The sequence below is a fragment of the Flavobacterium sp. Root935 genome (genome assembly GCF_001429295.1).
In the GTDB taxonomy this organism is placed as follows: Bacteria; Bacteroidota; Bacteroidia; order Flavobacteriales; family Flavobacteriaceae; genus Flavobacterium.
In genome coordinates this window covers 527935-544761 of the sequence record NZ_LMJL01000010.1, presented here as the reverse complement: position 1 = coordinate 544761, position 16827 = coordinate 527935, and the positions used below count along the sequence as shown (strand labels likewise).

The window sequence follows — 16827 nt, the reverse complement described above, 5'->3', positions numbered from 1 at the left end:
AAAACCTTATTTTTGCAATTATGATAAATCCTTTCACCGACGAATATTTCATGAAAAAAGCTTTGCAGGAAGCTGAAATGGCTTTTGAAAAAGGCGAAATTCCTGTTGGAGCTGTAATTGTTGTGGCCGATAAAGTAATTGCAAGCAGCCACAACTTGACAGAACTGCTAAATGACGTTACAGCGCATGCAGAAATGCAGTCGATAACTGCAGCCGCAAATTTTCTTGGCGGAAAATATTTGAAAGATTGTACTTTGTACGTTACGCTCGAACCTTGCCAGATGTGTGCAGGAGCTTTGTATTGGAGCCAGATTTCTAAAATTGTTTTTGGCGCTCGCGACGAACAACGCGGTTTTCTGAATATGGGAACAAAACTGCATCCTAAAACGACTGTTGTTTCTGGAGTTATGGCAAATGAAGCTGCCGATTTAATGAAGCGGTTTTTTTTGGAGAGACGTAAGTAGTTAGAACAAATACCCCATGTAAAAACATATAAATATCATAAAGGAATTAAAACAGACTATATTGTAAAAAGTGTTTTCCGAAAAGCCTGTTTTAGAAAGTAGTATTTTTATACTTATACCTATTGAAAAAAGTAGAATAAGACAAGTATAGAACTGAATTCCATTAATACTTAAACCACTAGAAAGAGAATTGGTATAATTTTTTGTTTGGGATTTTATTTTTGTTACAAATTTAAATAGTAAAGAAGTCTCAATTACAATATTACTTTCTTCAATTAATTCTTTAGCAGTAGAAAAAGTTAATCCTTTTTGAGTAAAATAATGATAAGAAACTTTTTGTTTAGATTTTCCAGAAGTTACAAGAGTGTAATGAGTAATTACATCATTAGTTTTTGAGGTAGGTAAAACATAATAATCTGCAAAAATAATTAAAACAAAAAACGCTATCCCGCATAAAAGATATATAATTACATTTTTATTTTTTATAATGAATTCATTTTCACTAGAGTATCTCTTTGGATTATGCCGCATTATTTTTTCAATTTAAAAATGCGAATATAGCATTTTAACGATTCTTTATTGTAAAACTTCAACAAAAGTTAAATAATCATTACTAGGGAATTTTCTTCTTAAATAAAATAAAAAATAGTTTACTTTTATCATACTTTAATTAGTGTTTTGCTGTTATAGCTTTAATTAGTAAAAAGTATTAATTCTTCATTTGTTAATCATTAACTGTAGATAAAAGTGAAAATAAAAGGTTTCAGTCTCGTATTTTTTGTGTTTTTTATTTTTCAATCCTGCGGCAGAAAATCGGCTGCCGATTTCAATTCAGATTTTTCACTATTCAAGGATTACATAACCAGTTTTACAGGCGGAATCGTTTCTTCTGATTCTGATATTAGAGTGGTTTTGGCTTTTGATAAAAACGATTGGAAGCCCAATCAGGAACTAGATGACGATTTGATTGATATTTCGCCAAGTGTGAACGGAAAAGTCGTGGCACTTTCGACCAACACAATTGCTTTTATTCCAGAGAAAAAATTAAAAGCAGGAACAGAATATCAAGTTACCTTAAACTTAGATAAACTAACTGCGATTCCGAAAGAAAAAGAGGCAGAACTTTCTAAATTTAACTTTACAGTTAAAACCGTTAAACAGGATTTTACCATAAATACAGGCGATATACAATCGTACAGCAAAGAATATCAATATTTAAACTGTGTTTTAAAAACAGCAGATAATATTGATTTGGAAACGGCTCAAAAATTGGTAGAAGCCAAACAAAAAGGGAATAATCTTAAAATTAAATTTGAGAAAACGACTGGTCCAGCCAAAGAATTTCGTTTTATAATTGATAGTATTCAGCGTTTTTCTGAAGTATCAAATCTGGAAATTATTTATGATGGAAGCGATTTTGATATTGAACAGAAAGGACAAATCGATTTCCCGATCACCAGCATCAACGAATTTAAGGTTGTAAAGGTTGAGGTTCCTGATGGAAATAATCAACAGGTTTTAATTAATTTTTCTGAACCTTTAGAAAAAGGACAGGATTTTGCTGGTTTAGTTTCCATTCAAAACACGAATAATTTAAAATTTTCGACACAGGGAAATTTACTAAAAGTATATTTTACCAATCAAAATGCGCCTAAAAAAGAAGAACCTGTTGCAGTTGCAGCAGAAGAGCCAGCTTATGCTGCGGTTGATTCGGCATCAGTTGTAGTTGATTCGGCATCGGTTGTTATCGATACAGCTTCGACGGATAATGTTGTGGAAGTTGTTGAAGATGAAGAACCAGAACAAGTTATTACAGGTGAATTGCTTTTGGAGGTCTTTCAGGGAATTGAGAGCCAATACGGTAAAAAGATGGAAGCGAATTACTCTGAGAAAATTTCTTTTGACCAGATCAAACCAAGCATTCGTTTCATTAAAAACGGTACAATTCTGCCGAGTTCGAATAATTTAAAACTGAATTTCGAAGCCGTAAATTTAAGTGCTGTTGATGTAAAGATATATAAGATTTATAAAAATAATATTCTGCAGTTTTTGCAGTATAATGAATTAAACGGCGGACAAAATCTCAAAAAAGTTGCGCAGCCAATTGCAAAAACTACGCTGAATCTTAAAGAAAGCACGCTTGTCAACCTTTCCAAATGGAATACGTATGCTTTAGATTTATCTAAAATTATAAAACCAGAACCGGGAGCAATTTACAGGGTGGAGTTTGAGTATAAAAAGAAATATTCTCTTTATAAATGTGAAACTTCAGACGGTGATCAGGATGAAACAGAGGAAGAAGAAGTTGATGAAAATGATGTAAACTACAGCGGCAATTCTTACGACGATTATTATTATGATGATTATGAGTGGCGAGAAAGCCAAGATCCTTGTTCGGGTTCGTATTATTACAATGCTAAAATTGCTACCAATATTCTGGCTACAGATTTAGGGGTAATTGCGAAAAGAGGTGAAAATAAATCGTATTTATTTGCAGTAAATAATATTGTTACAACAGAACCGGTATCAAATGCAAGAGTTGATTTGTACAATTTCCAACAGCAAAAAATAAGTACACAAGCTACAAGCAGTGAAGGAATTGCATCATTCCAACTGGACAAATTCGCTTATTTTGCTATCGTTACTTTAGGCGATCAATCTACTTATGTAAAACTTGATGACGGACTTTCATTATCTGTCAGTAATTTTGATGTTGCAGGTGAGACTTTACAAAAAGGGCTAAAAGGATTTATCTATGGAGAAAGAGGTGTTTGGCGCCCTGGAGATAATTTGTATTTGTCTTTTATTTTGAATGACGCAGCAAATAAACTTCCAAAATCACATCCAATTAAATTTAGATTAAACGATCCGAATGGAAAAACGGTTTATCAAACTGTTCAAAAAACAAACGATTTAAACCATTATGCATTTATAGTTCCAACCAGTCAAGATGCGCCAACAGGAAATTGGGAAGCGATGGTAAGTGTTGGAGGTGCTAAATTCTATAAGAGTATCAAAATCGAAACGATCAAACCTAATCGTTTAAAAATTAAAAATACATTTACCAGAAAAACACTTTCGTCATCTTATCCAAATACAGATAATCTAGAAGTAACGTGGCTTCACGGTGCAATTGCAAAGAATTTAAATGTAGAAATGCAGGCAAAATTCTCTCAGCAAACCACTACTTTTAAAGGGTATGAAAAATATACTTTTGATGATTTGGTTCGTCAATTCAGCACAGAAGAAATTAATGTTTTCTCTGGAAAATTAAACGAAAACGGAAAAGCTTCTGTAAATATTCAGCCAAGATTACAGGGTCAGGCGCCGGGAATGTTACGCGCTTCGTTCATTACAAAGGTATACGAAGAAGGCGGTGATTTTAGTACAGATGTTATTTCAACAACTTATTCGCCATACAAAACTTATGTCGGAATAAAGTCGCCTGAACTAAACAAATACAATATGCTCGAAACCAGAGCCTCCAATCGTTTTGATGTGATTACGGTTGACGAAAACGGAAGACCAAAATCGGTTCGAAATCTAGAAGTGAGGATTTACAAAGTAGACTGGCGCTGGTGGTGGGATTCTTCCAGCGATAACTTGTCTAATTATAATTCTTCCAATGCCACGACTTCGTACAAAACCAAAATGATTAGTACAGATTCAAATGGGCGAGGAAGTTTCGAATTTACTTTGACAGATGAAGAGTGGGGACGCTATTTGATTCGTGTAGAAGATACAAACGAAGGACATGCAACAGCTTTAACCGTAAATATAGACTGGCCAATTTGGTCTGGAAAAACTCGTAACAGAGATGCTTCAACAGCAAATATGCTGGTTTTTTCTACAGATAAAAAGAATTACGCAGTTGGAGAAAAAGCACAGATTTCTTTTCCTTCAAGTGAAGGCGGACGTGCTTTAATATCTATCGAAAACGGATCTCGAGTTGTAAAGACAATTTGGGCTGAAACTAAAAACGGAGAAACAAAAGTTGAAGTTCCGATAACTGGAGAAATGGCTCCAAATGTCTATTTTAATATTACGTTGTTACAGCCGCACGCTTCGACTAAAAATGATTCGCCGATTCGTATGTACGGAATTGTTCCAATTGAAGTTGTGGATAAAAACACCATTTTGGCACCGACAATTAATATGCCCGATGTCTTAAAACCAGAACAGCCTTTTACCGTTAAAGTAGGAGAAAAGTCAGGTAAAGAAATGACATATACAATTGCCGTTGTCGATGAAGGACTTCTGGATTTAACACGTTTTAAAACACCAAATGCTTGGGATAGTTTCTATGTTCGTGAAGCGCTTGGAGTAAAAACCTGGGATATATACGATGATGTAATTGGCGCTTACGGCGGAAAAATAAATCAGATTTTCAGTATTGGTGGAGATCAGGATTTAGGCGGCGGAAAAGCTAAAAAAGCCAACCGTTTTAAACCAGTTGTATTGTATTATGGTCCATTTAAATTGGAAAAAGGCCAGACTAAATCTCATCAATTAAAACTACCGAAATACATTGGTTCTGTTAGAACAATGGTTGTTGCGGGAGATGCGATTACTAGTGCATACGGAAGTGTAGAAAAAGCAACTCCAGTTAAGAGTCCGTTAATGGTTTTGGCTTCATTGCCGAGAAAAATTTCTCCATCAGAAAAAGTGACTCTTCCAGTAACGGTTTTTGCTACAGAAAATAAAATAAAAAATGTTTCCATTCAGATCAAAACAAGTAACGGATTGAAGGTTATGGGAAGTGCAGTTCAGAGATTGAACTTCTCTCAGCCCGATGAGAAAATGGCATACTTTAATTTAGTGGTTGGATCTGCAACCGGAATAGCTAAAGTACAGGTAATTGCAACATCAGGAAGTGAAAAGTCAACTTATGATGTTGAAATTGATATGACAAATCCAAATCCGTTGACTAGTACTTATACCGATGTTATTTTGACTCCAAACAGTTCTAAAACACTTTCGTGGAAAACATTTGGCGTAGCGGGAAGTAATAAAGCAAGATTAGAAGTCTCGTCAATGCCTTCAATGAATTTGAATGGAAGACTGCAGTTTTTAATTCAATACCCGCACGGTTGCGTAGAGCAGACAACATCATCTGTTTTCCCACAATTATTTTTAAGCGATGTTGCTGATATAGATAACAAACGTAAAGAAATTATTCAAAAAAATATTGCGGCAGGAATAGCAAGACTAGGAAATTTCCAATTATCAAACGGTGGATTGCCGTACTGGCAGGGAAATACAATTGCAGATGATTGGGGAACTTCTTACGCTGGACATTTCTTGATTGAAGCAGAGAAAAAAGGATATGTGCTGCCAATTAATTTCAAATCGAAATGGCTGTCTTATCAGCAGAAAGAAGCGAAACAATGGCGTTTTGAACCGAAATACGGAAATGATTTAGCGCAGGCGTATCGTTTATACACTTTGGCTTTAGCAGGAAATGCCGATTTATCTTCAATGAACAGATTGCGAGAAACAAAAGGTATTTCGAATGAAAGTATGCTTCGTTTGGCTGCAGCGTATGTTTTAGCGGGACAAAAATCGGCAGGACAAAGTTTGTTTTTGAAAACAAGCATTGATGGTGATTCAGACGGTTACAATTATTACTATTACGGTTCAAGTGAAAGAAATAGAGCCATGGCTTTAGAGACGATGCTGCTTTTAGGACAAAAACAAAAAGCATTTGTAATGGCTTCTAAATTGGCCAAAGAAATGTCAGCCAATCAATGGATGAGTACGCAGACAACGGCTTATTGCTTATATTCAATGTCTAAATTTGCGATAAGCAACGGTCCAAAAGGAATTAATATCCAGTTCAGTAAAAATGGTAAAGGAGAAAATATAAATACACAAAAAACAATTGCAGATCGTAGTATTTCTGTTTCAACTGGCGCTAATAGTATTACGCTGAAAAACAATAAAAATAACACGGTTTATGTTCGTGTACTGAATTCAGGAATATTACCAATCGGACAGGAAAATGTAATTCAGAATGATGTCTCGGCTTCTATAGTATTCAAAAACAGAAAAGGAAGTGTAATCAATGTTTCGAAAATTAATCAAGGAACAGAGTTTGTTGCTGAGGTTACCATTAAAAACCAGAGAAACGAAAGTATCCAAAACGTAGCGCTATCACAAATTCTGCCATCAGGATTCGAGATTGTAAATACACGTTTCACCGATTACGGAGATGCAGTAAACAATATTGCCGACTATATTGATATTCGCGATGATAGAACAAATTTCTATTTCGGAATGAAATCTAGAGAAACAAAAGTTTTTAGAATTCTGCTAAACGCATCTTATTTAGGAAATTATTATTTACCTGGATTGCAATGTGAAGCAATGTATGATAATACATTCCTAGCAAGAACAAAAGGATTCTGGGTTGAGGTTGTAAAATAAAGTTTTAATAAGAACTACGTATCCTAACAGGTTTCCAAAACCTGTTAGGTATCTATATGGCAACCAAAATAGTAGAATAGTAAATACCTAACAGGTTTCCAAAACCTGTTAGGATAATAATAAAAAGATTAGCAGTTTGGAGAAGGATATTTTTGAGGCAGGACAATATTATCATGTTTATAACAGAGGAAATAATAAAGAGAATATTTTTATTGAAGAGAAGAATTATCAATATTTTCTAGAAAAGATTAAAAAATATATTTTGCCAATTGCCGATATTTATGCTTATTGTTTGCTTAAAAATCATTTCCATATTGTTCTTCGAATAAAAGATAAAAACGATTTGCCAGAAAAATTTAGAGAAAAGATTTATCTGCCATTTTCGAATTTGTTCAACTCTTATTCTAAAAGTATAAATAAGGCTTATAAGAGAACGGGGAGTTTGTTTCAGGAACACTTACAAAGAAATAGAATTGAAAACGAAGAGTATTTGAAACAGTTAATCCTATATGTTCATTTAAATCCTTTAAAACACAATTTTTCTAAAGAATTTCAAACCTATAATCATTCATCTTATCGTTCTTATTTATCAGACAAGCGAAGTAGTATTAATCGAGAGTTTATTATAGAATTATTCGAAGATTTAGAAAATTTTATATTTTGTCATGATGAAAGAAAGTTAATTTACGAAGGTGTACTTAATGATGTAAATTTACTTGATCAATAGAGAATTACATTTGAGTGTCCTAACAGGTTTTAAAAACCTGTTAGATATTATAAGTATTCGGTTTTTCTTTTAGGAATCTAAATAAATTGATACCTAACAGGTTTTTAAAACCTGTTAGGATAAGAACAATATAATTGTGAAAAACAAATTAAAAGCGTTTTTCCAACGCATTCTAAATTGGATAAAAAGAAATAAAATAAAATCAGCAATTGCATTTGTGCTCTTGCTGATTTACTATTTTTCGATACCTCGAACTTTATTTAAAGAACCTTACTCAACTGTCATTGAAAGTAAAGAAGGAGAATTACTAGGCGCGAAAATTGCCCGCGACGGACAATGGCGTTTTCCTGCGCAAGACAGCGTGCCGAATAAATTCAAAAAGTGTATTGTTTATTTTGAAGATGAATACTTCTACAAACATCCAGGCTTTAATCCGGGTGCAATGATAAATGCTTTCAAACAAAACAGAAAAGCGGGGAAAGTTGTTCGCGGCGGAAGTACTTTAACACAGCAGGTTATCCGACTATCGAGAAAAGGAAAAAACAGAACCTATTTTGAAAAGTTAATAGAAATTGTTCTCGCTACCCGATTAGAATTGGGTTATTCTAAAAATGAAATTCTTGACATGTATGCTGCTCATGCGCCATTTGGAGGAAATGTAGTCGGATTAGAAATGGCATCGTGGCGTTATTTCGGTGTACAGTCGAATCAATTGTCTTGGGCAGAAAATGCTGTTTTAGCTGTTTTACCTAATGCGCCAAGTTTAATTTATCCAGGAAAAAATCAGATTAAATTACTAAATAAGCGAAACCGGCTTTTACTAAAATTACATCAAGAAGGCATAATTGACAAGCAGACCTATGAACTTGCAATAGAAGAGCCTCTGCCTCAAAAACCCTATGATCTGCCTCAAATAGCACCTCATTTATTGCAGAGAGTGGCTAAAAATGAAGAGGGAACCCGGATAAAAACAACTTTAGATTATGCGCTGCAAAACAGGGTAAATCAAATTGCGAGATATTATTACAATCAGTACAAACAGAATGAAGTTCATAATCTGGCTATTTTGGTAATAGATGTGCAGAATAGAAATGTAATGAGTTATATTGGAAATTCTCCTTCAGATATTGACCATCAAAAAGATGTTGATATTATTGATGCCCCTAGAAGCACAGGAAGCATTTTAAAACCGCTTCTATACGGTGCAATGCTCGATGATGGCGAATTATTACCCAATACATTAATTGCCGATATTCCTACGCAGATTTCAGGTTACACACCGCAAAATTTTAATCTCACGTTTGATGGCGCTGTGCCGGCGCATCGTGCTTTATCACGCTCATTAAACATTCCAGCTGTTTTAATGCTTCAAGATTTTGGGGTAAATAAGTTTTATGAAGAACTTCAAAAGTTTAAATTAAAAAACATTAACAAAACGCCCGACCATTATGGTTTGTCGCTTATTCTGGGAGGTGCCGAAAGTAATTTATGGGATTTATGTAGAACCTATGCGAACTTATCATCAACATTAAATTATTATACTAAAAATCAAGGAAAATATAGAACCAACGAGTTTTCAGAATTAAATTATAAAAATGATTTTGAACCTGATTTTGGTTCAGAAACGAATCAGAAAAACATTTTGGGAGCGGGTTCAATTTGGCTTACATACAATGCAATGGAAGAAGTCAACAGGCCAGAAGGAGATGAAGCTTGGAAGTTTTATGACAGTTCTTTAAAAATTGCATGGAAAACGGGAACAAGTTTCGGAAATAGAGATGCTTGGGCAATTGGAACCAATTCCAGATATGTAGTGGGAGTTTGGGTTGGAAACGCAACGGGAGAGGGGAGGCCAACTTTAACGGGAGTGACAAGTGCGGCACCGATTTTATTTGATGTGTTTAATTTACTGCCAAGGCAACGTTGGTTTGATACACCGTATAAAGATTTAGAAGAAGTTGAAGTTTGCCGTTTAAGCGGTTATTTGGCAAAAGAAAACTGTCCGAAAATTAAACAATGGGTTTCAAAAAAAGGGAAATCAACAAAAGTTTGTCCTTATCATAAAACCATTCATTTAGATAAAACAGAGCAATTTCAGGTAAACAGCAGCTGTGAAAGTGTCGAAAATATTGTGACTAAAAACTGGTTTGTCCTGCCGCCCGTAATGGCATGGTATTATAAAAGCCAGCACATTGAATATTTACCTTTGCCACCATTTAAGGAAGGATGCGAAGGAACACAAACCACAACAATGGATTTTATTTACCCAAAAGCCAACAGCAAAATCTATTTAACGAAAGATTTTAATAGTAATATACAGCCCGTAATTTTAAAAGTAGCTTATTCTGAAAGGGATAAAGAATTATTTTGGTATGTAGATGATGTTTATAAAGCAACGACAAAAACATTCCATGAATTACCAATCACGCCAACAACGGGAATTCATTATATTACGGTTGTAGATGCTTCTGGAAATGAAATTAGAAGGAAAATAGAGATTGTGAGGGAATAAAATTTAAAAAGAAATTCCAATTTTTTGAACTCCCAAATTCCAAATTTTGCTTCTTTATAAAAGATGAAAGTTTATTGTATGTCAGGCTGAGCGAAGTCGAAGCCCACATGCCAATTGGAGCACCTTTCTCCCGAAGCCTCGAGATCGCTCAGGGTGACATTCTAGGTATAATGACTAAGTGAGATTGCTTCGTTCCTCGCAATGATGCATAAAAAAACCGCCCCGATGCATCGGGGCGGTTTTTAATTTATTCTGAAATAACATTTCCTTTTTTATCATAGAAATGGTATTCTAAGTACGTGTAAGCGTCACGAGGTATGATTTTCACCCATTTCTTATGTTCAAAAAACCATTTTGAACGTAATGATGGAAAACCTTTGCTGAGGTATGCAGCCACAAACGGATGTGTGTTTAGTACAACTTTATTGTGGGTTTTTAGAAGTCTTTCTAAATCAGAAGTGATCTTGTCAATTATTAATATTGGTGCTTCAATTTCACCATTTACTTTATTTGGATCCTCTTCTCTAGTTTTTATATTAACTTCTGGTCTTACTCGCTGTCTTGTAATCTGGACTAAACCAAATTTACTCGGCGGTAATATTTTATGCTTTGCTTTATCGTCGCTCATTTCTTCTCGCAAGAAGTCGAACAAAACTTTCCTGTTTTCAGGATTAGACATATCGATAAAATCAACTACGATTATTCCGCCCATATCACGCAGACGAAGTTGTCTTGCGATTTCTGCTGCAGCAATCATATTTACCTCCATGGCCGTGTCTTCTTGGTTGGTTGCTTTGTTTGAACGGTTTCCGCTGTTTACGTCTATAACGTGAAGAGCTTCAGTGTGTTCAATAATAAGGTAAGCACCTTTACTCATGGAAACAGTTCTGCCAAAAGAAGTTTTGATTTGTCTCTCTATATTGTATTTCTCGAAAATTGGAGTATCATTTGATTGATAAAACTTTACAATCGATTGTTTTGAAGGTGCAATTTCTTGCAGATATTCCTTCGTTTGATGGTACAACTCTTCGTCATCTATTTGAATACCGCTGAAGGTATCATTAAATACATCTCTTAATATTGAAGAAGCTCTGTTAAGCTCTCCTAATACTTTTGATGGATGATGAGCAGTTGGTAATTTTTTACACATTGCAGACCATCTGCCAAGCAGGTTCTGCAAATCTTTTTCTAATTCGGCTACGTTTTTGCCTTCGGCTACTGTACGAACAATAACACCAAATCCTTTAGGTTTGATCGATAGAACAAGTTTTTTTAGACGATCCTTTTCTTTTTTGTCTTCTATTTTTTGAGAAATAGAAACTCTATCAGAAAAAGGAACTAGAACGATAAATCTTCCAGCCAATGAAAGCTCAGCACTTATTCTTGGGCCTTTGGTAGATATAGGTTCTTTAACTACTTGAACTAAAACAGATTGATTGGCACTTAAAATATCAGTAATGATGCCATCTTTGTCAATCTCTTTTTCAAACTGAAAGGTTTTTAGGGAGAAATCTTTTATTTTACCTGCGCTTACAAGTTTTATGAATTTCAGTTGAGAAGCTAAGTTTGGACCTAAATCGTGATAATGTAAAAAGGCATCTTTTTCGAAACCGACATTTACAAAAGCAGCATTAAGTCCAGCAACTGGTTTTCTGATTTTGGCAATAAAAATATCACCAACCTGAAAGTTGCTTTTTTCTTCTTCTTTGTGTAATTCAATTAGTTTTCCATCTTTTAATAAGGCAAAATCTACGGCTTCAGAACTAGATCTAATGATTAATTCTTTATTCACACTGTAAATTTTTATCTGTTTTTTCAGAAAATAGAATATAGAGAGAAGAGTATAGACTTGCGTCTAAAATCTAAAATCTAAGATCTAAAATCTTATCTACAGATGGATTAAACAATATTTTAACAGGTATTGAACCCGGGAGGGAAAGTTTAAATTTCAATTTTTAAATTCCAAATTCCAATTGAATCAATATTGATTTTTTAATTTTTGGATTTTGGATTTTATTTTTTGGAATTTTTGAAATTTCCCAAATTTCAATGAACGTTTAAAAAGAAAAAAGTAGTTTAAAACTACTTTTTCTTTTTGTGGCGGTTAGCTCTCGCTCTTTTCTTACGTTTGTGAGTAGCTACCTTATGTCTCTTTCTTTTTTTACCACTTGGCATATCGTGTCTGATTTATGTTAATTAATATTATTTTGCTTCGTTGTTTGTTTTAACTCCTTCTACAAATACTTTCGCAGGTTTAAACGCAGGAATGTTGTGTGCTGGAATTTTAATTGTTGTGTTTTTAGAAATGTTTCTTCCAGTCTTTTCAGCTCTAGTTTTTACAATAAAACTACCAAAACCTCTTAGGTAAACATTGTCTCCAGTTTCTAAAGAAGTTTTAACTTCTTCCATAAAAGTTTCTACTGTTGCTTGAACATCTCCTTTTTCAAGACCTAGTTTCTCTGAAATCTTCGCTACGATATCTGCTTTCGTCATTTTCTTTCCTATTTTATTTTATAAATGGTGTACTATTTTTTTGAGTTTGCAAATATAGGAATTAAAAAAATAATTAATCAAGCTAATTCGTTAAATTTTAATTACATAAACATTTACTTTTGTAATCTAAGTATTTTGCAATGGATTTTTCTAACATATTGATAAAATGGTATTTACAAAACAAGCGGGATTTACCATGGCGAAAAACGGTCGATCCGTACCAAATTTGGCTCTCAGAAATTATGCTTCAGCAGACGCGAGTTGCTCAAGGAATGCCTTATTTTTTTGTATTTACCAAGGAATTTCCTACTGTAAAAGATTTGGCAGATGCCACAGAAGAAAAAGTTTTAAAGCTTTGGCAGGGTTTAGGGTATTATTCTAGGGCTCGTAATCTTCATAAAACGGCTCAATATATAAGTAATGATTTAAACGGCATTTTTCCAGATTCGTATAAAGATCTTTTAAAGCTTAAAGGTGTTGGCGAATATACAGCGGCTGCAATTGCATCTTTCTCTTATAATGAATCGGTTCCTGTTGTAGACGGAAATGTGTTCCGTGTTTTGTCGCGCTATTTTGATATTGAAACCGATATTGCCAATCCCGGTGCCAAAAAAGAGTTTGCTGCTTTGGCGCAAGAATTAATGCCTAAAGATAATCCAGCCATATTCAATCAAGCGATTATGGAATTTGGTGCGCTTCAATGTGTGCCGAAAAGTCCAAATTGCTCTATTTGTGTTTTTAGTGATAGCTGTCTTGCTTTGCAAAAGGGAAAAGTAAATCAGCTTCCTGTAAAATCTAAAAAAGTAAAAGTGTCAAATCGTTATTTTAATTATTTGATTTTAGAAGATGCTATAGGAAATACACTTATTCAAAAAAGAACTGATAAGGGTATTTGGCATAATTTATACGAGTTTCCACTCGTAGAGGCTGAATCTATAGTAGGTTTTGATGTAGTTTCAAAAATCGCAAAAGAAGAAATGTTTCCTACTTATACAATTATAGGTATAGAAGATTGTGCAGAATCAACATTAATACATAAACTTTCGCATCAGCATCTTCATATACAGTTTTGGAAAATTAAGGTAAAAGAGAAAATAGAAAATGGAGTTGATCCTGAAAAATTAAAAACTTTTCCTTTTCCAATTGTGATTTATAAATTTATAGAAAAGCAGGAAATAATTTGCTAAAAAAATGTATCTTTGGTAGAAATACCACCAAAAACTATGAACGGAACATTAAATAAAGTGATGCTCATTGGCCATTTAGGCGATGATGTGAAGATGCATTATTTTGATGGCGGAAATTGCATCGGACGTTTTCAGCTGGCTACCAATGAAGTTTATATCAATAAAACAACTAACGAAAAGATCACTTCTACGGAGTGGCATAACTTGGTTGTACGCAATAAAGCCGCAGAAATTTGCGAAAAATATCTTTCTAAAGGAGATAAAATATATGTTGAAGGAAGGATAAAATCTCGCCAATGGCAGGCAGAAGACGGAACTACCAAATATACCACAGAGATTCAAGTGACGGAATTTACTTTTCTGACTACCAAAAAAGAAACTGCACATACGAAACAAAATCAAGATGCAGAATCAACAAAAAATACTAACTTTGATGCTGCTAATGAAGGGCTTCCGATTAATGATCTGCCTTTCTAAAAGATGTTTAACTAATTTTTTGCAATTTGGACCCGGAGCCCAGTTTATTTTTTACAACAAATCTAGACGCTAATTTAATTATTGGTTTCGTCGGAATATTTATTTTGTTGTTTCTTTCAGCAATAGTTTCAGGTGCTGAAGTAGCTCTCTTTTCTCTATCACAGCAAGAAATCGATGATACCCTAAATGATAATCAGGCAAAAGGTAAAATTATCTCAAACCTATTAGATAAGCCGAAAAAACTCCTGGCTACATTACTGGTTGCCAATAACTTTTTCAATATAGGTGTTGTTATCTTATTTGCATATATTGGACAGAATATCTTTTCTACAATAAGTTCACCTGCTTTTAAATTTACGCTTGAAGTAATTTTAGTGACCTTTTTTATCTTATTATTTGGCGAAGTACTTCCTAAAGTTTATGCGAGCAGAAACAGTGTGCGTTTTGCTAAACGAGTGGCATATCCGCTAGCTTTTTTAGATAAGATACTATCTCCTATAAGTTTGCCAATGCGTGCTCTTACTATATATTTGCAAAATAAATTGGGAAAACAAAAGAATAGTTTTTCAATTAATCAGCTTTCGCAGGCTTTGGAACTGACAGATTCAGAAGGAACTTCAACCGAAGAACAAAAAATTTTAGAAGGAATTGTTTCTTTCGGAAATACTGATACAAAACAGGTAATGAGTCCGAGAATTGATATTTTTGCATTAGAAATATCAGAATCTTTTGCGTCTATTTATCCTAAAATAATTGAAAAAGGATTTTCGCGAATTCCAATTTATCGTGATAATATTGATCAAATTGAAGGAGTACTTTTCGTAAAAGATTTGCTTCCTCATATTGATAAAGAAGAATTTGACTGGAATTCGTTAATCCGAGAAGCATTTTTTGTTCCAGAGAATAAAAAGCTTGATAATCTTTTAAAAGATTTTCAGAGTTTGAAAAGTCATTTAGCAATTGTGGTCGACGAATATGGAGGAACTTCAGGATTAGTTTCTCTAGAAGATGTAATCGAGGAAATAGTTGGAGATATCAGCGACGAGTTTGATGATGAAAATCTGAACTTCTCACAGATTGATGAAAATAACTTTCTTTTTGAAGGAAAAATAAATCTGAAAGATTTCTATAGAATTGTAAATGTTGACGAAGATATTTTTGAATCTCATAAAGGAGAAGCAGAGACATTGGCTGGATTTATCTTAGAGATCTTAGGTAATTTTCCGAAAAAAGATCAAAAAGTGCCTTTTGAAAACTGTATTTTCACAATAGAAACAGTTGATAAAAAGCGTGTAAAACAAATAAAAGTAACAATTAATTAAAATGCCTAATAGAATACTTTCAATAACTGCAATTTTGCTTGCACTAACGGTTTTAAGCTGTAAAAAAGATGTTTTGCCAAAACCAGCTAGTTTTTTGCGATTAGATTATCCAGAAGCAAAATATGTGAATTTTGAGAACAACTGCCCATTTGCTTTTCAAATGAATGAAGACGCGACTATTAAAGGTGAAAAAGACTGCGGTTTTGCGATTACTTATCCAAAAATGAAAGCGACTATCTATTTGACATATAAGCCTGTAAATGGCAATATTGATAAGCTGTTACGTGACGCCCAAAAACTGACATACGAACACGTAATTAAAGCCGATGATATTTTAGAACAACCTTATATAAATCCGCAAAAGAAGGTGTACGGAATGTTTTATCAAGTAGATGGAAATGCAGCGACTAATTCGCAATTCTACGTTACCGACAGTACAAAACACTTTTTAATAGGTTCGGTTTATTTTTACGCAAAACCAAATTTTGATTCGATTATGCCTGCTGCAAGTTATGTTAAAAACGACATGCAGCGTTTGATGGAAACATTGAAGTGGAAATAACAAAAAAGGAATCCAATTTGGATTCCTTTTTTATTCCTCTCTATAACTAATTTAATATTCCGTAGGAATATCTCATCGGTAGAAAAAAAATAATTTCGTTTTACATTGTGTCCTGTAAGGACAATTGTTTTTGCGGAAATAACATTTATAAATGAACGCTCAAACGGTTCCTACGGAACGTTTAATTGTAATTCCAACTTTATTCTACCAACCAAACATTCCAATGAAATGAATATTTCTTAGAATTTAAGACCTAAAATTCGAAACTTTATATGTTTTTCCGTCTCCAGTATCTTGAACAACTTTAGTTAAAGATTCAGGATTTTGAATGGTTTTATCATAACTTACTGTTGCTGTTTTTTTATCGAAATCTACAGAAGCTTTATCAACTCCGTCAAGATTCGCTAATTCTTCTTCAATAGTTTTGGCACATCCTACAGCGCAAGTCATTCCTTTTATAGTAAAACTTGCTGTTTGTAAATTTTCAGGAGCAATTGCTTTATGTTCTTTTGGAGCGCTTTTTTCTGCGTTTACAACTTGAAGGCTTTTATCTTCTTCTTTTTTACAGCTGACTAATGCTAAACCAGCAATTGTTGCGGCGATTAAAATTCTTGAAATTTTCATTATATATAAATTTAAATTGCGATTTCTTTCTTG

11 protein-coding genes are annotated in these 16827 nt (G+C 33.7%); 8 read left to right on the top strand and 3 right to left on the bottom strand.

The annotated features are described in order from the left end of the window. Positions 1-20 precede the first annotated feature (20 nt). The 4 genes from ASE40_RS13300 (at position 21) to pbpC (ending at position 10129) form a co-directional block, all read left to right on the top strand. Positions 21-464, top strand: coding sequence for a nucleoside deaminase (locus ASE40_RS13300; RefSeq protein WP_057117555.1), 444 nt, complete (start codon positions 21-23; stop codon positions 462-464). A 747-nt stretch (positions 465-1211) separates the two neighbouring features. Beyond that, the gene (locus ASE40_RS13290) at positions 1212-6890 is read left to right on the top strand and encodes an alpha-2-macroglobulin family protein (protein ID WP_057117553.1); all 5679 of its coding nucleotides are present in this window, start codon (positions 1212-1214) and stop codon (positions 6888-6890) included. 136 nt (positions 6891-7026) lie between these two features. Then, positions 7027-7617 carry a transposase gene (locus ASE40_RS13285; protein ID WP_057117552.1) on the top strand — a complete coding sequence of 197 codons (591 nt, stop codon included), beginning with the start codon at positions 7027-7029 and terminating at the stop codon, positions 7615-7617. Between the two features lie 136 nt (positions 7618-7753). Continuing rightward, complete coding sequence (gene pbpC, locus ASE40_RS13280) at positions 7754-10129, top strand: penicillin-binding protein 1C (protein ID WP_057117551.1); 2376 nt, start codon at positions 7754-7756, stop codon at positions 10127-10129. Positions 10130-10376: 247 nt separating this feature from the next. Here pbpC and ASE40_RS13275 read toward each other — a convergent pair whose 3' ends face one another. Further along, positions 10377-11921 carry a ribonuclease E/G gene (locus ASE40_RS13275; protein WP_035645529.1) on the bottom strand — a complete coding sequence of 515 codons (1545 nt, stop codon included), beginning with the start codon at positions 11919-11921 and terminating at the stop codon, positions 10377-10379. Between the two features lie 410 nt (positions 11922-12331). Continuing rightward, on the bottom strand, positions 12332-12622 hold the full coding sequence (locus ASE40_RS13270) for an HU family DNA-binding protein (protein WP_007805026.1): 291 nt from the start codon (positions 12620-12622) through the stop codon (positions 12332-12334). A 140-nt stretch (positions 12623-12762) separates the two neighbouring features. On the opposite strand from ASE40_RS13270, the gene mutY reads away from it, so the two are divergent. The 4 genes from mutY to gldD are packed head-to-tail and all read left to right on the top strand — an operon-like array spanning position 12763 to position 16170. Beyond that, a complete protein-coding gene (mutY, locus tag ASE40_RS13265) occupies positions 12763-13809 on the top strand; it encodes an A/G-specific adenine glycosylase (RefSeq protein WP_057117550.1) in 1047 nt (348 codons plus the stop codon). Between the two features lie 36 nt (positions 13810-13845). Further along, the gene (locus ASE40_RS13260) at positions 13846-14286 is read left to right on the top strand and encodes a single-stranded DNA-binding protein (protein ID WP_057117681.1); all 441 of its coding nucleotides are present in this window, start codon (positions 13846-13848) and stop codon (positions 14284-14286) included. A gap of 26 nt (positions 14287-14312) precedes the next feature. After that, positions 14313-15608 (top strand): gliding motility-associated protein GldE, encoded by a 1296-nt coding sequence (locus ASE40_RS13255; protein WP_057117549.1) that lies wholly within the window; start codon positions 14313-14315, stop codon positions 15606-15608. Position 15609: 1 nt separating this feature from the next. Further along, complete coding sequence (gldD, locus tag ASE40_RS13250; RefSeq protein ID WP_057117548.1) at positions 15610-16170, top strand: gliding motility lipoprotein GldD; 561 nt, start codon at positions 15610-15612, stop codon at positions 16168-16170. Between the two features lie 246 nt (positions 16171-16416). On the opposite strand, the gene ASE40_RS13245 is transcribed toward gldD, so the two are convergent. Continuing rightward, positions 16417-16794 carry a heavy-metal-associated domain-containing protein gene (locus tag ASE40_RS13245; protein WP_057117547.1) on the bottom strand — a complete coding sequence of 126 codons (378 nt, stop codon included), beginning with the start codon at positions 16792-16794 and terminating at the stop codon, positions 16417-16419. Positions 16795-16827: the final 33 nt, after the last annotated feature.

Bases quoted from the DNA above. Each gene is read 5' to 3' on its own strand.
- gldD (WP_057117548.1), top strand. From the start codon at position 15,610: ATGCCTAATAGAATACTTTCAATAACTGCAATTTTGCTTGCACTAACG.
- ASE40_RS13300 (WP_057117555.1), top strand. From the start codon at position 21: ATGATAAATCCTTTCACCGACGAATATTTCATGAAAAAAGCTTTGCAG.
- ASE40_RS13245 (WP_057117547.1), bottom strand. From the start codon at position 16,794: ATGAAAATTTCAAGAATTTTAATCGCCGCAACAATTGCTGGTTTAGCA.
- ASE40_RS13270 (WP_007805026.1), bottom strand. From the start codon at position 12,622: ATGACGAAAGCAGATATCGTAGCGAAGATTTCAGAGAAACTAGGTCTT.
- mutY (WP_057117550.1), top strand. From the start codon at position 12,763: ATGGATTTTTCTAACATATTGATAAAATGGTATTTACAAAACAAGCGG.
- ASE40_RS13260 (WP_057117681.1), top strand. From the start codon at position 13,846: ATGAACGGAACATTAAATAAAGTGATGCTCATTGGCCATTTAGGCGAT.